This window comes from Hymenobacter sp. NBH84 (genome assembly GCF_014217645.1).
Lineage (GTDB): Bacteria > Bacteroidota > Bacteroidia > Cytophagales > Hymenobacteraceae > Hymenobacter > Hymenobacter profundi.
On record NZ_CP043644.1, the window covers coordinates 1,176,236 to 1,199,584 of the forward strand.

Consider the following 23,349-nt stretch of genomic DNA (forward strand, 5'->3'; position numbering starts at 1 on the left):
TTCCGAGCCTGTCGAGAAATCTCGCATGCAGCACTAATTCAATCACTAGAGCATTAGCGGGAGCAGGCGAGATTTCTCGACAGGCTCGGAATGACGGCCTGCTGATAACTTCTATCGTTATACGTAACACAAAAGGACCTTATCTCAGACGGACACGCCGTTCTGGTGAGATAAGGTCCTTCCTTCGTCAGGATGACGGGAGATTATATGCGCCTTTATTTCTCCGCGTACATCACGGATTTGATAGCCTTGATAGCCCGCGACACGTTCGGCAGCGAAGCCTCAATGAGGGTAGGGGCGTAGGGGAGGGGCACGTCGGCGCAGGTGATGCGCTCCACGGGGGCATCGAGGTGGTCGAAGGCGCGGCGCTGAATCATGAAGGCGATGTCGGCGCTGATGCTGGCTAACGGCCAAGCTTCTTCTACAATCACGAGGCGGTGCGTTTTCTTCACCGATTCGATGATGGTATCGTAGTCGATAGGACGAACCGAGCGCAGGTCGATTACCTCCACGTCCACGCCATCTTTGGCCAGCTCTTCGGCAGCGCCGAAGGCTACCTTCATCATCTTGCCGAAGCTCACCAGCGTCACGTCTTTGCCTTCGCGCTTCACAGCGGCTTTGCCGATGGGTAGCAGGTATTCTTCCTCGGGCACCTCGCCCTTGTCGCCGTACATCTGCTCCGACTCCATGAAAATCACGGGATTGGGGTCGCGGATGGCCGATTTTAGCAGGCCTTTTGCGTCGTAGGGGTCCGAAGGAACTACCACTTTCAAGCCAGGGGTATTGGCGTACCAGTTCTCGAAGTTCTGCGAGTGCTGCGACGACAGCATGCCGGCGCTACCCGTAGGACCACGGAACACGATGGGGCAGGAGTACTGCCCACCCGACATAGAGTAGATTTTGGCGGCCGAGTTAATCACTTGGTCAATAGCAACCAGTGAGAAGTTGAACGTCATGAACTCGATGATGGGCAGCAGGCCGTTGGCCGCCGCGCCTACCCCAATGCCGGCAAAGCCCAGCTCAGCAATGGGCGTATCAATCACGCGCTCCGGGCCGAACTCGTCGAGCATACCCTGGCTCACTTTGTAGGCGCCGTTGTATTCGGCAACTTCTTCGCCCATCAGAAACACGCGCTCATCGCGCCGCATTTCCTCCGTCATGGCTTCGCGCAGGGCTTCCCGGAATTGAATAGTCCGCATAGACAGTAAATGACAACAATCAGAAAACAGAAAAACCGGCAATATCCGGCCCGTAAAGCTACGACTACTAGCCGGGTTGGGCAAATCGGATTCGTATCCTACCTTTTGTCATCCTGAGCATGTGGCTTAATGCGCCACATGCTCAGGATGACAGATTATTTCCTACCGCACCGCTTCCAGAAATGCTTTCGACTTCGCTACCTCCGCAAATTCGAGGTCCTCTACGGCGCGGTTGGCGTAGCTGCGGTCGAGCTGCACGGCTTGGCGGAGCAAGGTGCCCACGGCGGCTTCGTTACGTTGGCGGGCGGCTACTACGGCTAGGCAGTAATGCACCAGTGCGTCTTGGGGGCGCATTCCCTGCGCTTGCTGGTAAATGCTGGCCGCGTCGGGGTAGTTGCCTTTCAACAGATAGATGAGCGCCCGGTTCATGGTGTTTTGATACGATGAACCGGAGTAGCCCAAGCTGGCATAAGCATCACTGAGCTGGCCAACTTCAATTTCCAACGCTGCTTTATCAGCGAATACTTTTTCCAGCAACGGCCGCGGGCCGCCCAGCTTAATAGCATAGTCGTAGTTCTGGAGGGCCTCTAGCCGGTCGTTGGCGCGATGGTAGGCGGTGGCTACGTAGAAAAACTGCTGAGCCGTGGGGTTGCGGTGCGCGGCCAGCGTGAAGTTGACGGCCGCCCGGCGTAGGTAGGCCCGCCGCACTTTGTCAGTTGGCTCCTTCTCTGCGCGTTGCAGTAGCACTACCGCTAGGTTGTGGTAGGACTGCCAGTTGCCCGTGGCCGCGGCCGACGTTTCATAGATGCGTTGCTTTTCGGCCAGCAGAGGTGTGAGCTGGGCCGAGTAGCGCAGCTCCTCGGGCGTGAGGGCATCCAGCTCAGTCTGCTTTTCCACTATCTTCTTGGAAAGCAGGTAAATTTCCGAATCGTAGCGTTTGGGGGCGGTGTACTTCACGGCCACCGTGCCGAAGCGCATCACCGGATAGATGTATTGCTCGATGTAGTCGAAGTAGCTGAGCTGGTGCAGGCTCTGCTCTTTCTGGGCGTAAGTGCCGGGCGTATCGTTGATGAGCTGCACCACCGAATCTATCTGCGCAGGCTTGAGGGCCGAGCTTTGCACCTTCGTCAGAAACAGGTCCCAGCGGCGGTGGTAAGCCTGGGTTTCGAAGTCGATATTTTTGACGGAGTTGAGGTAGGAATCCGTATCGACGCGGTGCTTGTAGTAGTCCAGCAGTACGCGCACGCGCTTGTCGGCTAGGTGCGGGTCGTGGCGGTCAAGGGAATCGGGTGAGTGACCGGCCGCAATCATCACCTTTTCGGTTTGCTGGTTTGCCTCAATGAAATCTTCCAGCGCCGCTACGTTGGTGCCCAGGTAGTTGCGGATTTTAGCTTGGCCCGCATCAAAGAAAAACGGCAGCACCCGCGTGCCGCTCATATTGTTGTCTATCGACTCAGGTAGGAGGGCAATGGCCGTATCCTCGCGCACCACTAGGCGGTCGGTGGTCACGATGCCGCGGGCCGCCACAAAAGATTTGCCGGGCAGCTGCTTGCCGCCCGGCTTCAGCTCGCGCGCCACGGGCAGCACCACCAACTCGCCCGGCGACTTGCGCTGGGCGTACGGAAACGACAACTGCCGCCGAATGACCAACTGGTTTTTCACCGAGTCGTCGTATACGTACTCGCCCGAGATAAAACGCAGCGTGCCTACCGTGTCTTGGTACAGGCCGTTGTTGTAGCGGTAGGCAAATTGCAACTGGTAGGCGGCGCCTTTGTGCAGGTGCTTGGCTGGCACTTTCGCCGTCACTTCAAACAAGACATTTTCGCCGTTGCTTTCCAGCACACTCGGCGCCACGCGCACTTGCTGCCCATTTTGCGCAACCTTTAGCATCCGGGGCAACGTACAACCCGGTAACACACAGACGGCTACGGTCAGCAAAGCAGGTACAAAGCGCAGCGAGTTTCTCATACGGTGAGGATAAAGCAGACGAAAGGTCGGTCAACAAACGCAAAAGCTTGCTTAAAGGCTGCGTTTTTGCCCGATTTGCGCAGTTGAGCTTGCGACCTGGCTGAAATACTGTTATTTTGACTTTCTGCTAGAGTACTATACACGCTTATCGAACGAGAAACCATGAGACGAATTACGGATTTCATCGAAAAGCAAAGCTTTGGCGTCTGCAACGCCTTGGGAAACCGCTTAGGCTTTTCCCGCAGCAGCGTACGCCTGTCGTTTGTCTACGCATCTTTTTTCACGTTTGGCTCACCCATCGTGCTGTACTTCGTGCTGGCGTTCTGGATGAACGTACGCCAAGCCATGCGCCGCCAGCGCTACACCGTGTGGGATTTGTAGGCACACGTTATCTATTCGGCACCACTACTGAAAGGCCCGCGAAACGAATTTTGCGGGCCTTTCTTTATTTTTTCGATAGGGAAAAAGGGGCGTCGGCTGGGGAAAGGCCTCTGTCTAGTGCGGGCGTATCGGTCATCCGAAACGTCAGCTTGCCGCCTTTGGTCAGGTCGCCGTATGTGAGCCAATGGTGGGTGTAAAGTTGGCCGTTGAGCGTGGCCGACTGGATATAGACGTTGCGCGGCGAGTTGTCCTTGGCTTCAATGGTGAACTGCTGACCGTTTTCTAAGGTAAGGGTGGCCTTGGGAAAGGCCGGACTGCCCACCACGTACTGGTCGGTGCCGGGGCACACGCTGTAGAGGCCCATAGCACTGAGCACGTACCAGGAGGAGGTTTGGCCCTGATCTTCGTCGCCGGGGTAGCCGTTTTCGGTGGCGTTGTAGAGCTTGCGCATCACCTCGCGCACGTGTTGCTGGGTTTTCCAAGGCTGCCCACCGTAGGTGTAAAGGTAGGGCATGTGCTGAATCGGCTGATTGCCGTGGGCGTACTGCCCCATGCCGGCCGCCACCATTTCCGTCATCTCGTGGATAGGCTTGTGATGGGTGCCTATATCTACCGTGCTCGGCAGCGTAAACACCGAATCGAGCTTGCTGGTGAAGTTGGCGGGGCCGCCCAATAGGTTGATGAGGCCCTGCATATCATGAAACACCGACCACTCCCAGTGCCAGGCGTTGCCCTCAGTATAGGGGCCTCCCCACGCAAAAGGGTTGAATTTTTTTGTCCACTTGCCGTTCGGTTTCCTACCCCGCATAAAGCCCGTTTGCGGGTCGTACACGTTGCGGTAGTTGTACATCTGGCGAGCGAAAAAAATCTTTGTAGAAAGTGTTGCCAACGGCGCTAGCCAATTGGTAGCCGCAGAAGTCGTCGTAGGCAAATTCCAGGGTCTGGGCCGTAGCCTGGCGGTATTTGGGGTAGGGTAGGTAGCCTAGCTCGTAGTACTCCGGCAAGCCATGCCGGCCGTTGGAGCGACCCCAGGGGCCTTTGTTGGTAGCCTCGTGGTGATAGGCGCGTAGGGCTTGTTCGGGGTCAAACGTACGAATGCCCTTCATCCAGGCGTCGGTGAGCAATGAAATGGCGTGGTTGCCAATCATACCGCCCTCTTCGCCCGGAAACGACCACGACGGCAGCCAGCCACACTGCTCCTGCGCCGCCAGCAAGGCTTGCATGTAGCGGCCGTGCATAGTGGGGTAGAGCAGCGCGTTCAGCGGAAACTGCGCCCGGAAGGTGTCCCACAAGCCCGTATCCGTGAACATATACCCGTCGTGTAGTTGCCGGTCGTAAGGGCTGAAGTAGTAGGGTTTGCCCGTTTTGTCATACTCGTAAAACTGCCGCGAAAACAGGCTGGCCCGGAAAAAGCAGGAATAGAACGTGGCTTTATCCTCCTCGCTGCCACCTTCCACTTTAATCCGGCCCAGGTGCTGGTTCCAGATGGTGGTAGCGGCGGCTTTGGTATCGTCTAGATTTTCAAATTTGCCCAGCTCTGCTTGCAGCGTCACACCGGCTTGCTCGGGACTGATATAGGACGAAGCGGTTTTGGCCTGCACCGTGGCGCCGTCCGCAAAGCGGAGGTACACGCCTACGCCTTCGCCGGCGCCCTGCTGCTGACCTTCCTGCACGGTGTTCTTACGGTTTTCCCAAGTGCCGTAGGCTGTGAAGGGCTGGTCGAATACCACTTCTAGGTAGTTCTTGAGCGCGTTCCGGTTGTGTTTGTTGTTGCTGACGTACCCGGTTATTTTCCGCTCCTCCGGCCAGATCTTCAACTCACTGATGCCGGTATAGCCATCAAGCACCACGTAGCTGGCCGCGTCGGGGAAGCGAAACCGCAGGTGGGCGCCGCGTTCGGTGGGCGAAATTTCGGTGGTAATGTGGTTGGCGAGCGTTACTTTGTAGTAGTCGGGGCGGGCAGTTTCGTCGGTGTGCGAGAAGCCGGTGGCGCGGACGTCCTCGGCTACCACCAGCGGCCCGCTCACCGGCATAAAGGAAAACACGCAGTAGTCACGGGTCCAGGAGCTGCACTGGTGCGCCTGCTGAAAGCCCCGGATGGTTTTTTTGTCGTACTGATATTTCCAGCCGCTCCCATTCTCGCCTGTTTGCGGCGTCCAGGTGTGCATCCCGAAGGGCAGGGCCGTGGTAGGGTAGGTGTTGCCGCGGGTTAGATGTGCGTCGGAATTCGTGCCCTGCAACGTGTTTACGTAAGCCGCTAGATCTTTTTCGGGTGCTTGCGCCTGCGCTACGCCGCTGATTAGTAACAGCGACCAGACGAAAACGTGCTGTTTGGTGGCAATGCGTTTAAAATAACTAGAAGGCATAACGTGATAAAGATGAGTAAAGAAGGATGGCTGGAAAGTCTGGGTCCCAAACTGTCCTTCCGAGCTTGTTGAGAAATCTTGCGTGCTGACGAGAAACAGTATCCATCATCAGCACGCAAGATTTCTCAACAAGTTTGGAAGGACGGTCTGAGAAATTGCTGAGCAGTACATACTACTGCTACGCTTTGTTGAACAGCTTCCGGCTCAGCGCTGGGAATGCACGCTTTCCCTTGGCAAAATACGCCCAGACCAAACTACCCCGGTATACGCCAAGCCGTTCGTCGATGCGCAGCCGGGGCGGAAACTGGCGCCGTCGTTGCTGCCAGCCGCGTACGTGACGCGCAACATACCAGTGCGCCCGCAATACAGCCCGGCAATCGGCTACTTGCCCTTGGGTGAGTAGGCGTAAAGCAGCTACCCAATCAAGCAGGAGGCGCTGCACCAGCACGCCCGGTAGCTCGGCCGCGGTAGAATTTTTGTAGACTAGCGCTAGACCGTTGCGGAAATTAAGGTAGGTTTTGTGCGGATTGGACTTCGCCAGCGTGCCACCGCCCACATGAAAAACGGTGCTGCCACCGTGGTACCACACCTCGTGCCCGGCGTTCCAGAGGCGCCAGCACAAGTCGATTTCTTCCATGTGGGCAAAATAGGCGGTATCTAGTCCATCCATAGCGTGCCAGGCCGTGGCGCGCACCAGCAGGCACGCGCCGGTAGCCCACGCCACAGGGCGTGAGTCGTCGTACTGGCCGCGGTCAGTTTCGAGCGTGTCAAACAGGCGGCCCCGGCAGAAAGGGTAGCCCAGGCGGTCGAGGTAGCCGCCGCCGGCACCGGCGTACTCAAACTGCGCCCGCTCCACCACATCGGCGCTATACTGCCGGATTTTGGGCTGCACGGCGGCCACGCTGGGCTGCTGCTCCAGCAGCGCGCGCAGGGGCGGCAGCCAGTTGGCCGTCACCTCCACATCGGAGTTCAACAACACATAATAGCGAAACGCTGCCGTGGTGTGCAAGACTTCCAGCGCTTGGTTGTATCCTTCGCAAAAGCCTAGGTTAGCAGTGTTTTGAATGAGTTGAACCCGCGGAAAAGCACGCCCTACCAGTTCCACCGAGTCGTCGTTAGAGGCATTGTCGGCTACTACCACTGTGGCGCCGTCGGCATGGGCCAGCACCGTGGGTAGGAACTGTTCCAGCCAGCGGCGCCCGTTCCAGTTCAGAATGACTACGGCCACGTCGGCGCACGGGCCGGGCGTGGAGGCGGTATCAGAGGCCAAAGTTGCTCAGGTCGAGACCAGGTAGGTTGGGTAGCAGGCCGGAAGTTTTGCTTTTCAGCTCCTGCTTGGCTTGTTCGCCTACATCCTCCATCACTTTATTCACGGCCGCTACCACCAGGTCAGCCAACATATCGCGGTCCTGCGGCGTCAGCAGCGACTCATCAATTTCCAGCTTCAGCAACCGGCGCTGGCCGTTGGCAGTTGCCTTCACCAAGCCCCCACCCGATTCGGCCGTAGCAGTCAGGTATTGCAACTCACCCTGGGCCTGCTGCATTTTCTCTTGCAGCTCTTTCACTTTGCCCATCATGCCCATCATATCAAACATAGTCGTACAATCTGTGCGTATTCATTAGAAACGCGGTTCTTGAAAAGAAATAGCTCGCAGCTGACGGCGAGAAGTGGCAGCCGTGCTAGCCGTGCTCATACCGAAAGCTCCCAAACCGCCTATGCTCCATCCGCCAAGTGGCAAGGAAGCTGCGGCGGGCGCAATTTACGCGAAATGAAGCGGGACGCCGTATGCCTATGGCTTGTTAGCTCTTGAGGGTAGAGTAGTAACCAGCAATACAATAAGCAAGGAGCCGTTTTAAGGTAGTGCGGGCAATTGTTTAGTCGGAATTCTACTATACAACCGCTCCATAACGGCGCTAGCCCAGGATTAGGTATCTAATTCAGGGAATTGAAATGCGCTAATGAGAAAGCAACTGCGGTCCTGTGGTGCTGTCATGTTCCGTGGTAAGCACATTATTCGCAATAAAATAGGATATGATATGAGCAGCAAATTACAGCGAGCAAGCTAATTAGGTAATCCTCTGGACCGACCAATATGCTTACTTATTTGGTTCATGCGTAGCCATTAAGCCTACTAAAGGAGTATATACTTATGCAGGCGAAAAGGATCAACCAAATTGGGACGGTAGTACACCTTAGTGTACTATAGGTGGAAATCGCGAAGTTGGATAATGTATTGGCGTAGTTTATGGGCAAACAATGTCCTCCATACATCTGCAGGCGTCTGCAAATGGTATGTTTGAAGTAGTCTAGATGTTACGCATCCTATGGATACAATGCTACCACCCACCCCTAAGCAATGCGCTGCCTATATCGCAGTGGAGAAGGCCGGCCGGCTTCGGGCCGAAGAAGCGCTGGCTGCAGCTGAAGCCCGTATAGCGGCACTCGAACAGCAACTGGCTGCCACCACATCCCAATTTGCTACTCTCCATACGCTGACGCACGTCTTAGAACAAAACCCCAACCCAATTCTGCGGGTGAATGCGGATGATACGTTGTGCTGGGCCAATAGAGCCGGCAATACGTTGTTGCAGGCGCACAATAGGTTGACACAGCGTCTGCGGGCGCTAGCGGCTTCAGCTTCGGAGCAGCCCATACAAAAGCTGACGGTAGGCGAACGGCATTATCTGCTGATGGTAGACGGTGCCACGCCTGACGAAACCAGCGTTACGTATTACTTAACCGATGTCACTACGATTTTACAGGCCAAGCAGGCGTTGTTGGAGCAACAACTGTTCTACGAAACTATTCTGATGGAGGTACCCGCAGGGGTAGTAGTATTCGATGTGGAACATCGGTACCTGTTCGTGAACCCTACTGTAGAGCCAGACCCCGCTCGGCGGCAGCAGATGCTGGGCAAAACTACCCGTGAGTTGTGCCAGATGCGGCAGCGGCCAGAAGAGGTTATTCAACAGCGCGAACGGGCATTCGCCGAAGCAATAGGCAACCGGCGCGAGTCGGTGTGGGAGGAGCATTTGCTTGATCATACCACCGGTAAACTGCAATACTGGCTGCGGCGTAGCTGGGCCATCATGGGACCCGATGGAAATGTGCGCATGGTCGTCAGTTCCGGCCTGAACATCACTGAGCGCAAAGAGGCGGAGGAAGCCGCGGCACGACAGCGGGAGTTCTACGAGTCTATCCTAAATCTGCTGCCGGTCGACGTGGCCGTATTCGATGATCAGCACCGCTTCCTGTTCACCAATCCTTCTTCCATTTCTGATGCACGAGTGCGCCAGCAGGTACTGGGCCTGACCAGCGATGAGTACTTTGAACTTCGGGGACGCTCTACGGAATTGGCGCAGGAAAGAAAAGATCGTTTCCAGCAGGCGTTGAAAACTCGTACGGATGTGCTGTGGGAAGAAACCATCAGGATTCCTACCGGCAACAAACGCATTTTGCGCCACCTGCGCCCCGTCATCAACGCTGTGGGTGACTTGCAGATGGTGGTAGGATCGGGGATTGACATCACGGCCCGGTCTGCGGCCGAAGAACGACAGCGCGAGGCCGAGGCCCAGATGCGGGCGCAGGAAGCCTTCATCCGGCTTATCGTAGACTCGCTACCCAGCGTTATCTACGTGAAGAATGCCAACAATGACGTAGTATTCCGGAATGCAGCTTTCGATGAAATGGCCGCCCGTAGCCAGCATATGCTGCCCGCAAGTCAGCAAACTGCTGTTGTGAAGCAGCAGCTTCGGCAGATTCGTAAGCTAGGTGAACAAGTCTTAACGTCGCAGAAGTCGCTGACGACGGAAATGCCACTGGAAATGGCCTCGGGTGAAACGTGCATACTGCAAACGTACATGCATCCTCTGCCGCAGCTGGGCAAAGAGCCAGAATTGTTAATAGTCAGTACCGATATCACAGCGTTAAAAAAGGCGCAGCAGGAGGCAGAAGACAACGCGCGCGCGAAAGAAGCGTTTCTGTCACGTATGAGTCACGAAATACGAACGCCACTGAATGGGGTACTGGGCATGGCTGCCCTACTAGAGAAAACCCCGCTCACCAGCCAACAGCAGGAATACCTATCTACGATGCAGCGGGCTGGGCAGCACTTGCTGGCGCTGGTTAATGACGTGTTGGACATGGCGAAAATAACGGCCAACCATCTGGAGCTGGATCAGGCGGCCTTTAGCCTGGATGTGCTGCTAGAAGCGGTTAGTCAAACGGTAGCCCCTTTAGCCATCGAAAAAGGGTTGCAGTTGATTATTCAGCCATTGGACTGCGCCCCCGTTCCTCGCTTGCTTGGCGATGCCTACCGCCTGCGCCAGGTGTTGCTTAACCTGCTCGGTAATGCCATTAAGTTCACGGAGCAGGGTAGTGTGCAGCTAAGGGTAACCGTGCTGGCCGAAAATAGCGCAGCCCTAACGCTTCGCTTCTGGGTAACAGATACGGGCATAGGCATCGCGCCCGAGCAACAGGAGGCTATTTTCGGGACCTTTGCACAGGCCAGCCTCGAAACCAGTCGGCGGTTTGGGGGGACCGGCCTGGGGTTAGCTATCAGCGAACAGCTGGTGCGCTATATGGGCGGTACACTGTTGCTGAGTAGTTTACCCAATGAGGGCACTACGTTTTCGTTCGTCCTCTCGCTGCCCCGCGCCGAAGACACTACGGCCGCCAAACAACCAGCCGAGCAACCAGCCGCTCCCGGCTACCCGGAGCTGCATGGGGTGCGTGTGCTGCTGGCCGAAGATAACATGGTGAACCAATGGCTGGCCACTGTGATGCTGGAGCACTGGGGCGTGCTGGTATACGCCGTGGGTAATGGCCTCGATGCGCTGGCACAACTACAAGAAAACGACTACAACGCAGCTATTCTCGACATCCAGATGCCGGGATTGAGTGGGGTAGAAGTAACTCAGGCCATCCGGCTGTGCACCAATGAGCGGCGGGCCGGCGTGCCTATTATTGCACTGACAGCCAATGCATTCGAAGCAGATCGAGCCAGCTATCTGGCTGCTGGTATGAATGCCTGCTTGACCAAACCCTTTGAGGAGGACGACCTGTGCCGCTTGCTCGTACAGCTTATCAGCGAATACCCACCATTGGCCAGTACACAACCAAAGTAAACACTACCGCAAAATCGTGACGGTGCCGTGGTCTACCGTGCGTTGGCCAGTGGCATCCGTTGCCTCGAAGCGCCATACATAAGTAGCAGGTACTGGTAGGCGCCCGCCTATGCGGCCATCCCAGGTCTGGGAACGGTCGGTGGCCCGAAATACCTCCTGGCCACTTCGGTCTACCACTACCAGTAGAAAAGGGCCGAGAAAGCGGCCTTTCACGCCAAAGACATCATTCTGGCCGTCGCCATTGGGCGAAAACGCGTTGGGAATGACTACTTGCAGGCGACGCGCCACCGTGGCCACGTTGGAATAACTGGGCGCCGGCAGGCCGCCTCCTGTGGCCTCTATCCGGTAGCGCAGTACCTGTTGGTCGGCTGTGGGCTGGTCGAGGGTAGTAGGCAGCGTCACGACGCGAGCATTAAGCACCGTATTGTCGGGGGCTAGAGTGAGCAGGCGGTAGGTGACCGGCATGGCGGGGGTAGGCGCACCGAGAGCCGTCCAGGTCAGGCGCACGGTGGTACCTTCTGGGATAGTAGATTCAGCCGTCAGGACGACGGGGCATACGGCTGCGCTGGGAGCTGAGGTATTGCCGCAGGCATCGCGCACGGTGGCCGTATAGCACGCCCGCGCTGGCGTCGCCTGCGTGGAATCACGCAATGAACGGGCCGTGGTGGTAGCTAGCGTAGCGGCATCGCGCAGGTAGGTATACTGCAAACTGCCGCTTGCAGGGCCGCTCACCGACAGTTCTACCTGATTGCGAAGCGTGTAGCTGGCCAGCAGCACCGGCGCGGGTGGCGCGTCCGTCGAAACCGCCGTTGCGCGCACCTCACCGGATTCTGACAGGCCACCGCCAGTGGCCCGCACACGGTAGGTGTAACTGGTGCCGCACGTCACGGCCGCATCGGCGTAGCGGGTGGTGCCGGCGGGCAGCTGCGCTACTACCTGCCCATCGCGCACCATCTCAAAAGGCCCGGCTTGGTCGGTAGTCCAGGTAAGTAGGTTCTGGTTATTCTGGGCAGTGGCAGTGAGAGCCACCGTGCACAGCTCGTTGGATGGTAGGTTGGTAACGGAAGGCTGACAGGCATCTGTTTGCAGTAGTCGATAGCAGCCCGGCACAGTTGCATTGGGCAGCGAGTAAGTGGAAGCTGCCGCCGAAAGAGCCGTCAGGGTACGGTAGCCGCCGGGTGCGCTGGCGTCGCGCAACTGCAAGCTGTACTGATACCCAGCCTGCAACCCCGCAAACGTGAGCTGGGCCGTGGTGCCGTTCAGGCTCAGCCGCTGAAACTGCGCTGCCTGAGCCAGAGCGGGCGGCGTAAACGACTGCGTAGCCGTGTTGCTGCACAGGGTAGCCGCCACGTAGTAGCCTGCCACAGTCACGGTGCTGGGGCTGCCGGCCGGAACAGGGTAGGTAGTCGTTGTATTGCGGGTAGCCGCCACGGCCGGGCCGCTGCCTACCTGCACCGTGTACCGGTCGTAGGTAGGGTCGGTGATGGTGACTTGCACCGCGCCCGGCGTGCAGCTCACGAGCGAGAAGGTAGGCGGCGGGGAGGTTTTCACCTCGAAAGCCGGATAGGCTACTAACAACCCCGAGGAGCCGCCACCCGTCTGGTTTTGGTTGATGTTGACCGTCAGTACTATCGGGCCGGCGGTGGTAGGGGTGTAAAACGAGGTGGTATCTGTAAATCCGCGGCACGCTACGCTGGCTTGCCACTGGTAAAACACCTGGCCGGATACGAGGCGCGGATTGCTGGCATCTACAATCCGGATGCGCTTGCCCACACACAAAAACCGGTCGGTGATTTCCTGTTTGGTTTCGACGTCAAAAAACCGGAAGCGCGCCTGCTCCGAGGGCGGTGAGGTAGGGCATTGCGCCCGTGCCGCCGTCAGCCCGACGATGTTCAGCAATCCACACAAAAAGAGTTGGTAGAGTTTCACGAGGTGTTAACGGCGGCCAAGCCTGATTGCGTGTCTGAAACAGTCGAAGAATAGATAAGACCAGCTTAAACAGCTTGACCCGGCTGAGCGTAACGGCGCACAAACTGCGCGGCTGCGTGCACCACCGGGTACACAGGTTGCTGCTCAACGAGCGGCGGTATTTTTTCGCGGGCATCCAGTACCAAATGCGCCGCGACGGGTAGCTGCGCAGGTAGCTGTTGTGAAGTCATTACCAGCTCAATTCCAAGCAATTGCTCCGTATTATCGAGTAGCTGATACGCGCTGATGGCGACCTCGGCGCTGGGGTTGCCATAGCGGCCATCTGCTGCCGGCAGCACGGCGCAAAGCTGATTGTTCTGCCGCAGCAAGCTGCCAACCGGGTGGCGTAAACCTGCTAGCATAGGGGCTGCACTACGTAGCAGTTGTTCCGTGCGCCCAGCCGAACGGCTGCCCAACTCGGCTACTGTTAGCAACAGTGTCCGCAGGGCCAGCGAAACGTCTGCCGCGTCCGGTGTGGAGAGGGGGCTTCGTGGGGTATGCTGCTCATCGGGGGTAGGAGCGGTAAACGCTGCTTCCAACGCTTGCTGCACATAAGCCAACGCCGCATGGCAGGCCGTATGGGTAGGTGAAGCAACCAACTCTTCATCACCCCGCAATACAGCCAACGACAAGGAAATGAGGCTGTCGGCCACCAACAGCAGGTGCTCAGCCCGTAGCCACGCCCGCACCGCGTAGGCCAGCGTGAAACTCGTTCCGGTCAGTAAGGTTGCTACGTCCGCATCAGCTTGCGGCAGGGGTGCCCAGCCGAATAGCTCCAGCACGTCGCTCGTTTGCAGGCGGTAGCCCTGGTAGTTTACCTCGCCCAAGCCAAACAGCGGCAAACTTAAATGGGCCAGCCCGGCCTGGTCGCCGCCCTGCTGGTAGACCACGGGTAGCACCTCGCGGTTGTAGAAGTCGAGTAGGCGGCGCACGGTGGCGGCCGAAGCACCGCGCCGCTGCTGCTGCCCGGCTTGGAGCAGCAACATGAGGCGCACCAACTCGCCAGGCGCTTCGGCGCCTACCCCGCAGGCGGCCGCCAGGAGCGGTGCAGCCGACGCTGTAGTGTCCGGGCTGGAAGTTGGAACACCGCCAGCATCCGTCACCACGCGGGCATCGCTGGCTAGCAGTGTGCGCAGGGTAGGCAGCGTGAGCGGAGTGGTAGGAGTAAGGAGGAAGTCCTCGGCCATACGTGTCTTACTTTGTTAGCTCCGCGAGTGCATCAGCCAGCGAAACAGTCCGTTCTTCACCGGTACGCATGGTTTTCAGCTTGAACTGCCCAGCCGCCCGTTCCTCCGAGCCTTGCAGCAGCACATAGGGAATACCTTTCTGGTCGGCGTATTGAAACTGCTTTTTCAGTTTACCGGCCTCTGGGTATAGCTCGCTGGCAATACCAGCGTCGCGCAGCTGGCGCAGCACGGGCAGCACGGCGGTTTCGCTCTCGGCATCGAAATTAACCAGCAGACAGCGCGTGGTAGTGGTGGCGTCGGTGGGGAAAAGTTGCAGCTCGTCGAGACAATCGTAGAGCCGGTCGACGCCAAAGGAAAACCCTACCCCCGATACGCCCGGCAGGCCAAAGGCCCCGGTCAGGTTGTCGTAGCGCCCGCCGCCCGACACGCTGCCCATGTTCACGTTGTTGATCTTGATTTCAAAGATACAGCCCGTGTAGTAGCTCAGGCCGCGGGCCAGGGTCACGTCAAAATCCAGGTGGTCGAACTGCGAGAAGCCAAAGCCTTGCAGCAGCTCCTGCACGCGTGCCAGATCCTCCAGGCCTTTGTAGCCTTCTTCGTTTTCGGGCGCTACCCCAGCCGTAACGAAGGCGGCCTGCAAGCGCTCCAGCTTCTCGCCAAAAGTGCCCTCTACGCCCAGTAACGCAAACAACCGGCCTAGCGCGTCGTCACTGAAGCCTTTCTCACGCAGCTCTTTCTCTACGCCTTCCTGCCCAATTTTGTCGAGCTTGTCGATGGCCGTGAACAGGGCCGTTTCGGTGCCCTCGCCGCCCAGCGCCTGGTAAATAGCGCTCAGCACCCGACGGTGGTTGATTTTGATAGTAAATTCCGTCAGGCCCAGCCCGTTCAGTACTTCGCACATCATGAGCACAATCTCGGCCTCGCAGAGCAGCGAGTCGGTGCCCACCACGTCGGCGTCGCACTGGTAGAACTCGCGGTAGCGGCCGCGCTGGGGGCGGTCGGCGCGCCACACGGGCTGGATCTGGTAGCGTTTGAAGGGGAACGTGAGCGTGCCCCGGTTCATCACCACGTAGCGGGCAAACGGCACCGTCAGGTCGTAGCGCAGGCCTTTCTCCGCGATTTTGGGTAGCACCTGTTTGGCACCGGCGAGCAAGTCGTCGGGCGTCACTTCCTCTTTCACCACATCGCCCTTCTGCTTTTTCAGGAAGTTGCCCGAGTTGAGCACCTTAAACAACAGCTGGTCGCCTTCCTCGCCGTACTTACCCGTCAGCACCGACAGGTTTTCGAGGGTAGGGGTTTCGAGCGGAGCATAGCCAAACTTCTCGAACGTGCGGCGAATGATGCCAAAAATATAGTTGCGGCGGACCACTACGGCCGGTCCAAAGTCGCGGGTACCTTGCGGTATACTGGGTTTCATCTGATTCAATTAAAACTTAAGAATCAAAAGTTAAGAATTAAAAAAGCCGGCTATGGGCCAGTTAGCTAATTCTTAATTTTCAACTCTTCCCTTTTAATCCATTAAAGTGAATGAAACCGCGAAGGTACACAAACCCGACCGGTAGACCGATGTCTAGGGCTACAAGCTGATATGGTGGACCTGCCCGGATTCCGTGTCGGGCTGATCGAGGAGGGTGGAGACAATGCTGGGCTGGGAGGCCTCGTCGTGGCGGGCAAATTCGGCCTGGATAGCCTCATTGGCGTGGCAAAGTACCAACTGCCGGCCTTGCTGGCGTAGCATGAAAGAGTAGGCCAACAGAATGTCTACCGCATCTTCCGAAAGCTGATCCGTAATCAGACTACAGTCGAGCCAAATAGAAGGTTTGTCGCTACGCGAAGCCCGGTGCAACGACCGTGATAAATCCAACTCCGCCGACTCCGAAGAATCGGAAGCCGGAATCAGCAGGAAGCGGTCGGGCAGTGGGTCGCGGTGAATATGCAGCATCGTAATTTGGATCGATTCGTTACTACCCCGAATGCAAGAGCAGTGAGAATAATGATACTTAAACGGCTAGATTCATATAAAGTGCACGTAAAAGTAGCTTTTTATCGAAAATTATCAGTTTTCATCAAAATAATCCGATAAACCGGCATAAAAACTAACATACTATTATTCAAGTGCTTTAATGGTTCCTTGTTTTAGGAACGTGTTGTACTTGGTAAAGTACAGAACCGGCTAGCGGCGCTTTAAGGGCAGCGCGCAGGCCAGCGCGCCGCAATATGCGGTTCGTCCAGTCGTTGCAAGTGCGCAGTACATGGTAGCGCCCGCGTGCCTCAAAAAACTGGTCCTGAGCGGTGTAGCCAAGCATAACGGCCGGCACAAAGCGCCCCACAGAATCAGCCTGAAACGAGGCCCGAATGGTAGCCGCCAGGGCCTCATACTGCGCGGCCGAAATGCGCAACGCTGCTACGCGGGTACCGGGCTGCGGTGGCCCGGCACACCAACTCACGTGCAGCAAGGTAGGCGAGGGTAGGGCGGCCCGCAGGGTAGTGCCCACGCCCGGCGTGTGCCCGCCGCGGGAGCTACGGTAAAAGCCGGCGTTGCCCCACCCAAATGCCACGAAAGGGTAGGCTGCCGGCCGTGCCGGCTGGCTTGGCGCGGTGAGCAATGGCCGCCAGTCGAGGCCCGTGCGCGCCTCCTGGGTGGGCACTACTATATCAGTATGCAGGCCGTTGGATACCACAAAAACCGTAATACCGCCGGGTGTTTCGCGGAATTTCCGGTTGATGGGCACCAGCGTGCCGGTGAGCAGCAATAAAACCAGGGCAGCAAGCGGCATGGGGTGATGAGCTGATGTGCTTGTGTGATGATGTATCTGTGTCATCCTGAGCATTCCGCGCATCAAGCGGCGACGAAGGACCTTATGCCAGTTGAACGAGTCGTTGGTACGCCAGTCGTTCTTACAAGATAAGGTCCTTCGTCGCCGCTTGATGCGCGGAATGCTCAGGATGACACAGATACATCAACTCACCAACACATCAATAATCAACCCATCAACTCATCAGCCTTAGCCACCGAAACCGCCGCCACCGCCCTGTGGCCCCTGGTCGATTTTCTTGGAGGGCTTGCTGTTGCCGAAGAACCAAGTGAAGCCGAGGTAGCCCACGCGCGTTTCGTACTTGGTGCGGAAGTTGGATTCCAGGCCGTCAGAATACAGTTGGGTGTAGTTGCGACGGGTGTTGAAGATGTCGCTTACCCGCAGGGTAAGGGCGGCGCGGTCTTCAAACAGGCGTTGGCGCAGGGCCACATCAATGCCGTGGAAAGCAGCTAAGCGGCCCTGGGCCGTGAGTTGCGGCGCCCGATAATTAGCAGTAAGCTGCACATCAAGCTGTTTGGTGGGCGTGAAGCTGTTCATCAGGCGAGCCGTGCCCGTGACGGTGCTGCGGTTGCGGCCGTCGCCTAGGAAGCTGGTCACCTCATTGCGGTATACCGAGCCGCTGGCCGTGATTTTCCACCACTTTGCAAGGGGCTGATTCAACGACATTTCCAGGCCGTAGTTGTTGGTTTGGCCGAAGTTCTGGTAGCTGGTGCGGGTGATGAAATCGGGTTGGCCACTGAGGCGAGTAGCCGCCGTGTCGATGGCGCGGATGGCCTGGATGGCATCCGTGGTCTGGCGCCAGAACAGTGTGGTCGTCAGCGAGGTCTGCTTCCAGGTGGCTTGGTGGCCCAGCTCCACCGAGTTGATGAACTCGGGCCGCAGCACGGGGTTGCCGATGCGGTAGTTGCGCTGGTCGTTGTAGATGGGTAGGGCCAGCACTTGCATGAAGTTGGGCCGGTTGAGGCGGCGTGAGTAGCTGAGTTGCAGGCGCTGGTCGCCGGGTAGGGTGCGCACCAAGGTAGCCGTGGGAAACAGATTGAGGTAGCGCTGGGTGAACTGACCAGTGTTGGGTAGCACGCGCCCATCGAGGGTAGTGTGCTCGGCCCGCAGCCCGCCTTGCAGACTCCACTTGCCAAATTCCTGCTGGGCGGTGGCATAGCCGGCCTGCACATGCTGCTGGTAGCGGTAGGCAAACGACTGATTATCAAGTCGAACAAAGGCTTCGTTTTCACCAGCTTGCAGAAGGTAGTCCGTTGTGCCATCCGACCACCACGACTCGTTACGCAGGCCCACATCCAGGCGGCCTTTCTCGCCTAGCGGGTGTACGTAGTCGGCTTGACCTTGCAGGACGTTGATGCCTACGCCATACAACTGCCGGCGTTCCTGGCGGGGGTAGGAGGCGGGGCCATCCAGCACGCGCTGTCCTACCTGCACATCCACGCCTACATCTACGAGGCTAACGTTGGCGGTCAGCTCGCGGCCTTTGTGCTCGGCCCAGGTGCGGCGGTAGTCCACCGAGTACACCGATTGGTGCTGCTTTTCGTTGGAGTAGCCCAGGTTGCGCAGGGCCAGTGGGGCATCGGTACCACGGGTGAGGATAGTATTCAGATTTTCCCGCGAAGAACCCCGGCTCTGGCTCAGATCGGCCGAAACCGTGATTTTTTGGTCTTTTGTGAGGTCGTAGTCTACCCCGAAGCGGCCGCCGTGGTATTGCTGGTGGCGTAGGCTGCGGCCGTTCTGGTCGGTGCGCGTGGTAAGACCTTCTACCGTAGCCGCCTGGCGCAGATCTGATTCGCCCCGGTAGTGGTTGTCGTTGGCATCGTAGCTGCCGAAGAAGTTGAGCTTACCCAGCTTGCGGTTGGCGCTCAGCGACAGGTTATACTTTTCCCGCGTGCCCAGAATACCGGCCGCCTGGCCATTCCAGCCGTCTTTCTGCTGCTTTTTAAGTGTGATGTTGATGACCCCACCCGCACCGGCCGCGGGGTAGCGCGCCGAGGGGTTGGTAATAACCTCCACGTTCTCGATGCGGCTGGCTGGCAACTGCTCCAGCCGGAAGTTGGATGGAGCCGGCTTGCCATCGAGGTAGATGGCCACGTCGGCGCCGCGCAGGGTAGCTTGCCCGTTTTGGTCCACGGCCACGGAGGGTACGTTTTGCAGCACGTCCACGGCCGTACCGCCGGCGCTGTTTAGGTCCTTGTCCACGTTAATCACCTTCTTATCAAGGTTATCCACCACAGCAGCCCGTTCACCCGTCACAGTCACTTCGCCTAGCTTGGTGGTCGTAGAAGCCAGCCGCAATGTGCCCAGACGCATGGTAGGCGCGGCGGCCGTGATGGTAACCGCCCGGCGCAGAGTGCCGTAGCCCACTGCCGAGGTGCGCAACAGGTAGGAGCCAGGCTGCACGGGCTCTAAGGTAAAGGTGCCATTTTCAGCGGTTTGCGTGCCGGTGGCTACTTGGCTGCTGTCCCGCGCTTGCAGAAGCACTACGGTCGTAAAGGGTAGGGGCTGGTTGTTGGCGGCATCGAGTAGCGTGCCGGTTATGGTGCCGGCAGTTTGGGCCCAGGCGGTCAGCGGAAAGAGCATAACGAGGAGCCCCAGGCACCGCAGTGCCCGGCGAAAAGTCAGGAAGGAGTTCATCGGAGTGGTGAGTTGGATGAAAAATCCGGCAATGCGAGGCCAGCCCAACGGCCGCGGTTCCGTCAAGGGGGAGGGGCATTGCCACCAGAGTAAGTACACACGCAGGGGGGAAGCTGCTTGCAAGCAACTCCACAAACCGAAACACGAAAGACTGTAACTCGGAAAAGTATAATTTTTCCAGAGCGCAATCAGCAGCCCAACCCGGTTGGCGGGGCGGTGTCCGGTGGCCGTGGCGGGCGACGCCGGTAGAGAATCGGGCGCCACAGCAGGTATCTTAGGTTAGTGATTCAAAGGTAGTATAAGGTACTATGCAACGCAAGGTACTAGGTAAATTTATTTTCGTTTTTCTATATATAGACCGGAAGAGATGGTATTTGATATGGTAGATGCGAGGTTTCACAGCACGGTTGCCTGCGAATAGCTATTTAGTTGATATACTTTAACTAAAGAATCTTACGCGAAGCGAAGGAGCATAAAAGAGGGAGTGAGAAAGGAGAACTAACTTTATCAGTTAGCCTGCTCCCTTTCACTCCCTCTTTTATGCTCCTTCGCTTCGGGGCGGAATAAATTGGCTATTTGGCTCCCGGTGTTACTACCTGCCCGTTGCGGAATGTTTTCTTTTCCTGTACCGCTTTGCCATCAGCTTTGTAATACGTCCACACGCCGGTTTGCTTGCCGTTGCGGAAGGCGCCTGCTTCCTCTAAAGTACCATCCTCGCGCAACTGGCGGTAGGGGCCGACTTTCAGGCCTTTGGCGTAGTTGGTTTCGCTCTTAAGCTTGCCCGATGGGTAAAACTCTTGCTTCAGGCCGGTTGGGCGGCCGTTTTCATACGTCACGCGGCTTTGCACGGTGCCGTTCTCGAAGTATTCCAGCCGTTCGCCTACCAGCTTGCCGTTTTGGTAGGGGTCTACAAAATGGGGCTGCTTGCCATCGGGGAAAAACGTGCGCCACGTGCCCGCCGGTTGATTGTTCTTGAACTGTTGCTCTGCTTTCAGGGCTCCGGCTGGATAGTAAGTGGTCAGCTTCCGGTCGCGGGCCTGGTTGCTGTACTCGATTTCCTGCTCCACCTTCCCCAACTCGTAGAAATCCTTTTGGGTGCCTACCAGCGTGCCGTTCTTATAGGTCATCGTGCTTTTCAAGGCTCCGCTCTCGTAGTATGATTTGGCGGGACCATCGAGGTTGCTGGTGCCGCCCAGGTTGGCTGTGGGGGCTTTGGTGCTGTTGTCGCCCAATGGGTTCGATACGGCTCGTTGCTGGAGGGTAGCCGCGGCATAGCTCCCCTCGGTGCGGAGCTTGCCGGAAGGGTAGTAGCTGCGGTAGGTGCCCTTGCCTTTAGCATCGGCCTGCACCTCGGTTTCTACCTGGCCGTTGGGGTAGTAGGTTTTGTAGGAGCCCGTGAGCAAGCCGCCCCGGTACATCGACTCGCTTTGTAGCTGGCCGTTTTCGTAGTAGGTTTTGGATGGTCCGTTGGGCTGCCCGTTGGCGTAGGTGATTTCGGACCGCACCTTGCCCGACGGATACAACTCCCGCACAGTGCCCGCCGGCTGCCCATTGGCTAGGGTGGTTTCCATCTTGATTTTACCATCCGGATGGTAGTAGCGCAGCGTGCCGGTGGGCTGGTCGTTGGTGTAGGTGCCCTCCTGGGCCACCTGGCCCGAGTTGTAGAACGTCTTGAACGGCCCCTGCCGCTCGCCCTGCCGAAAGGTCACTTCTACTCGCTTTTTGCCATCCGGAAAAAACTCCACATAGGCGCTATCTGCTTTGCCAGCGCGGTAACTGGTTTGGGCTTCCAACGCGCCCGAGCGGTAGAAGCGCTTGTAGGGGCCTTCCATCACGGTGTCGCCGGCCACAATGGCCGAGTACACCTCGCGCACTCTCGTCTTAGTCGAGTCTTGGTACGTGACCAAGCGGCGCAGTTTCTGGGGGTAGGCGAGGGTAGGCAGCAGCAGCAGCGGGAACAGCAAACGTTTCATGCTGGCAAGAACGGAAAGTTGGGGAAGAAAATTTCCCGCCGAGGTTCGCGGAGGCAAAACGCCGAGGTTCGCAGAGTTCTAACGACGACCATCGTTAGAACTCTGCGAACCTCGGCGTTTTGCCTCCGCGAACCTCGGCGGGAAATAATTTTAAGCAAACATGCCTACTGCGTCCTTGCTGGGTAGGGCGGTTTTGCCGGTCAGGAACAGATCTACTTGCCGGGCGGCCTCCCTACCTTCCGAAATGGCCCATACCACCAACGACTGCCCTCGGCGCGCATCACCGGCTACAAACACCTTGTCTACGTTGGTGCGGTAGTCGCGCTCAGTGGCTTGCACGTGGCCGCGCTCGTCCAGCTCCACCTTCAGGTCGGTGAGTAGACCATCGTGCTTCGGGTGTAGGTAGCCAATGGCCAAGAAAGCCAGCTGCGCCGGAATTTCGCGCTCCGAGCCAGCAATTTCCTCAAACTTTACGCGCTTGCCCCGCTCGTCGGTTTCCCAGGTGATGTCCGTGACCAACAGGGCGCGCAGGTTGCCTTGCATATCGCCCAAAAAGGCCTTGGTGTTCACACCCCAATGCCGCTCGCAGCCTTCTTCGTGCGAGCTAGTAGTGCTCAGTAGCAAGGGGTAGGTAGGCCAAGGCATGTGCTTGGTGCGCTCGGTGGGTGGCTCCATCATCATAGCAAACTGCCGCACCGAGCGGGCGCCCTGGCGGTTGGCCGTGCCCACACAGTCGGAGCCGGTGTCGCCGCCACCAATTACGACCACATCTTGGTCGGTGGCTAGGATGGGGTCGTGGGCCCAGTCGGGCTGGCTTACGCGCTTGTTTTGCTGGTTGAGGTAGTCCATGGCGAAGTAGATGCCATGCAGGTCGCGGCCTGGAATGGTGAGGTCGCGCGGGATGGTAGCGCCCCCGGCCAGCACCACAGCATCGAAACTATTGGTCAGCTCATCGGCCGAAATGTCTTTGCCTACCTCCACGTTGCACCGGAATACCACGCCGTCTTTTTCCAGCAGCTCAATGCGGCGGTCAATCACCCATTTTTCCAGCTTGAAATCGGGAATGCCGTAGCGCAGCAGGCCGCCCGGCCGGTCGTCGCGCTCGAATACCGTGACGGTGTGGCCCGCCTTCACCAGCTGCGCCGCCGCGGCCAGCCCCGCCGGACCCGAGCCTACCACAGCCACCGTCTGACCGGTTTTCAGCAGAGGCGCCGTAGGCTGCACAAAGCCCTTCTCGAAGGCAATTTCGATGATGTGCTTTTCGATTTCCTCAATAGCAACCGGCTGGCTATGGATGCTCAGCACGCACGCCGACTCGCAAGGTGCGGGGCAAATGCGGCCCGTAAACTCCGGAAAGTTGTTGGTAGACGCCAGAATGCGGTAGGCTTCCTGCCAGTCCTGCTGGTACACAGCGTCGTTGAACTCAGGAATGATGTTGCCCAGCGGGCAGCCCGAGTGGCAGAACGGAATGCCGCAGTCCATGCAGCGAGCCGCCTGGTGGTTCAGCTCCGCCTCCGAGTACATCCCAATAAACTCCTGGTAGTGGCGCACCCGCTCGGTAGGAGACACTTTGGGGGGTAGAACGCGGGGAAACTCTTTGAAACCGGTGATGTGGGACATGGGTCGTGCTGGTGTTCACCCCACCCCCCGGCCCCCTCCCCTCCGGGAGAGGGGGTGCCAGGCGATAGGGCTTTCTGAGTACTTAAGTATTGTATTGAATGCTGCTC

At 57.9% G+C, this 23,349-nt stretch carries 16 protein-coding genes; 2 read left to right on the forward strand and 14 right to left on the reverse strand.

Annotation, left to right across the window (positions count from 1 at the left end; translation table 11 throughout):
• Positions 1-215 precede the first annotated feature (215 nt).
• Both F1C16_RS04900 and F1C16_RS04905 read right to left on the reverse strand, forming a co-directional pair.
• Positions 216-1,199: a pyruvate dehydrogenase complex E1 component subunit beta gene (locus tag F1C16_RS04900; protein ID WP_185283239.1), complete on the reverse strand. Its 984-nt coding sequence runs from the start codon at positions 1,197-1,199 to the stop codon at positions 216-218.
• 162 nt (positions 1,200-1,361) lie between these two features.
• Entirely contained in the window at positions 1,362-3,089 is a 1,728-nt protein-coding gene (locus tag F1C16_RS04905) for a hypothetical protein (RefSeq protein ID WP_185283240.1), read from the reverse strand.
• Between the two features lie 240 nt (positions 3,090-3,329).
• Between F1C16_RS04905 and F1C16_RS04910 the strand changes: the two genes are divergently transcribed.
• Positions 3,330-3,548, forward strand: a complete 219-nt coding sequence (locus tag F1C16_RS04910) for a PspC domain-containing protein (protein WP_185283241.1) — start codon at positions 3,330-3,332, stop codon at positions 3,546-3,548.
• A gap of 64 nt (positions 3,549-3,612) precedes the next feature.
• Here F1C16_RS04910 and F1C16_RS22810 read toward each other — a convergent pair whose 3' ends face one another.
• The 4 genes from F1C16_RS22810 to F1C16_RS04925 form a co-directional block, all read right to left on the reverse strand.
• The gene (locus F1C16_RS22810; RefSeq protein ID WP_219733412.1) at positions 3,613-4,398 is read right to left on the reverse strand and encodes a glycoside hydrolase family 92 protein; all 786 of its coding nucleotides are present in this window, start codon (positions 4,396-4,398) and stop codon (positions 3,613-3,615) included.
• The gene (locus F1C16_RS04915) at positions 4,346-5,914 is read right to left on the reverse strand and encodes a GH92 family glycosyl hydrolase (RefSeq protein ID WP_219733413.1); all 1,569 of its coding nucleotides are present in this window, start codon (positions 5,912-5,914) and stop codon (positions 4,346-4,348) included. Before F1C16_RS04915 ends, F1C16_RS22810 begins: the two co-directional genes overlap by 53 nt.
• Positions 5,915-6,092: 178 nt before the next feature.
• Positions 6,093-7,184, reverse strand: a complete 1,092-nt coding sequence (locus F1C16_RS04920) for a glycosyltransferase family 2 protein (protein WP_258049033.1) — start codon at positions 7,182-7,184, stop codon at positions 6,093-6,095.
• Positions 7,174-7,509: a YbaB/EbfC family nucleoid-associated protein gene (locus F1C16_RS04925; protein ID WP_185283242.1), complete on the reverse strand. Its 336-nt coding sequence runs from the start codon at positions 7,507-7,509 to the stop codon at positions 7,174-7,176. The genes F1C16_RS04920 and F1C16_RS04925 overlap by 11 nt, the downstream gene beginning before the upstream one ends.
• Before the next feature lie 739 nt (positions 7,510-8,248).
• Between F1C16_RS04925 and F1C16_RS04930 the strand changes: the two genes are divergently transcribed.
• Positions 8,249-11,041 carry a PAS domain-containing hybrid sensor histidine kinase/response regulator gene (locus F1C16_RS04930; protein ID WP_185283243.1) on the forward strand — a complete coding sequence of 931 codons (2,793 nt, stop codon included), beginning with the start codon at positions 8,249-8,251 and terminating at the stop codon, positions 11,039-11,041.
• Positions 11,042-11,044: 3 nt separating this feature from the next.
• On the opposite strand, the gene F1C16_RS04935 is transcribed toward F1C16_RS04930, so the two are convergent.
• The 8 genes from F1C16_RS04935 to F1C16_RS04970 form a co-directional block, all read right to left on the reverse strand.
• Entirely contained in the window at positions 11,045-12,970 is a 1,926-nt protein-coding gene (locus F1C16_RS04935) for a gliding motility-associated C-terminal domain-containing protein (RefSeq protein ID WP_185283244.1), read from the reverse strand.
• Between the two features lie 65 nt (positions 12,971-13,035).
• Positions 13,036-14,196, reverse strand: coding sequence for an aromatic amino acid lyase (locus tag F1C16_RS04940; protein ID WP_185283245.1), 1,161 nt, complete (start codon positions 14,194-14,196; stop codon positions 13,036-13,038).
• A gap of 7 nt (positions 14,197-14,203) precedes the next feature.
• Positions 14,204-15,622, reverse strand: coding sequence for a histidine--tRNA ligase (hisS, locus tag F1C16_RS04945; protein ID WP_185283246.1), 1,419 nt, complete (start codon positions 15,620-15,622; stop codon positions 14,204-14,206).
• Positions 15,623-15,772: 150 nt separating this feature from the next.
• Positions 15,773-16,138 (reverse strand): hypothetical protein, encoded by a 366-nt coding sequence (locus tag F1C16_RS04950; RefSeq protein WP_185283247.1) that lies wholly within the window; start codon positions 16,136-16,138, stop codon positions 15,773-15,775.
• A 178-nt stretch (positions 16,139-16,316) separates the two neighbouring features.
• On the reverse strand, positions 16,317-16,973 hold the full coding sequence (locus F1C16_RS04955; RefSeq protein ID WP_185283248.1) for a TIGR02117 family protein: 657 nt from the start codon (positions 16,971-16,973) through the stop codon (positions 16,317-16,319).
• 228 nt (positions 16,974-17,201) lie between these two features.
• Positions 17,202-19,595 (reverse strand): TonB-dependent receptor domain-containing protein, encoded by a 2,394-nt coding sequence (locus F1C16_RS04960; protein WP_185283249.1) that lies wholly within the window; start codon positions 19,593-19,595, stop codon positions 17,202-17,204.
• Between the two features lie 626 nt (positions 19,596-20,221).
• Positions 20,222-21,622 carry a toxin-antitoxin system YwqK family antitoxin gene (locus F1C16_RS04965; RefSeq protein WP_185283250.1) on the reverse strand — a complete coding sequence of 467 codons (1,401 nt, stop codon included), beginning with the start codon at positions 21,620-21,622 and terminating at the stop codon, positions 20,222-20,224.
• A gap of 150 nt (positions 21,623-21,772) precedes the next feature.
• On the reverse strand, positions 21,773-23,242 hold the full coding sequence (locus F1C16_RS04970; protein ID WP_185283251.1) for a glutamate synthase subunit beta: 1,470 nt from the start codon (positions 23,240-23,242) through the stop codon (positions 21,773-21,775).
• Positions 23,243-23,349: the final 107 nt, after the last annotated feature.

Excerpts from the sequence above, each read along its gene's own strand:
- F1C16_RS04900 (WP_185283239.1), bottom strand. The coding sequence starts at position 1,199 with ATGCGGACTATTCAATTCCGGGAAGCCCTGCGCGAAGCCATGACGGAG.
- F1C16_RS04905 (WP_185283240.1), bottom strand. The coding sequence starts at position 3,089 with ATGCTAAAGGTTGCGCAAAATGGGCAGCAAGTGCGCGTGGCGCCGAGT.
- F1C16_RS04910 (WP_185283241.1), top strand. The coding sequence starts at position 3,330 with ATGAGACGAATTACGGATTTCATCGAAAAGCAAAGCTTTGGCGTCTGC.
- F1C16_RS22810 (WP_219733412.1), bottom strand. The coding sequence starts at position 4,398 with ATGTACAACTACCGCAACGTGTACGACCCGCAAACGGGCTTTATGCGG.
- F1C16_RS04915 (WP_219733413.1), bottom strand. The coding sequence starts at position 5,914 with ATGCCTTCTAGTTATTTTAAACGCATTGCCACCAAACAGCACGTTTTC.
- F1C16_RS04925 (WP_185283242.1), bottom strand. The coding sequence starts at position 7,509 with ATGTTTGATATGATGGGCATGATGGGCAAAGTGAAAGAGCTGCAAGAG.
- F1C16_RS04930 (WP_185283243.1), top strand. The coding sequence starts at position 8,249 with ATGCTACCACCCACCCCTAAGCAATGCGCTGCCTATATCGCAGTGGAG.
- F1C16_RS04940 (WP_185283245.1), bottom strand. The coding sequence starts at position 14,196 with ATGGCCGAGGACTTCCTCCTTACTCCTACCACTCCGCTCACGCTGCCT.
- F1C16_RS04950 (WP_185283247.1), bottom strand. The coding sequence starts at position 16,138 with ATGCTGCATATTCACCGCGACCCACTGCCCGACCGCTTCCTGCTGATT.
- F1C16_RS04955 (WP_185283248.1), bottom strand. The coding sequence starts at position 16,973 with ATGCCGCTTGCTGCCCTGGTTTTATTGCTGCTCACCGGCACGCTGGTG.
- F1C16_RS04960 (WP_185283249.1), bottom strand. The coding sequence starts at position 19,595 with ATGCTCTTTCCGCTGACCGCCTGGGCCCAAACTGCCGGCACCATAACC.
- F1C16_RS04965 (WP_185283250.1), bottom strand. The coding sequence starts at position 21,622 with ATGAAACGTTTGCTGTTCCCGCTGCTGCTGCTGCCTACCCTCGCCTAC.
- F1C16_RS04970 (WP_185283251.1), bottom strand. The coding sequence starts at position 23,242 with ATGTCCCACATCACCGGTTTCAAAGAGTTTCCCCGCGTTCTACCCCCC.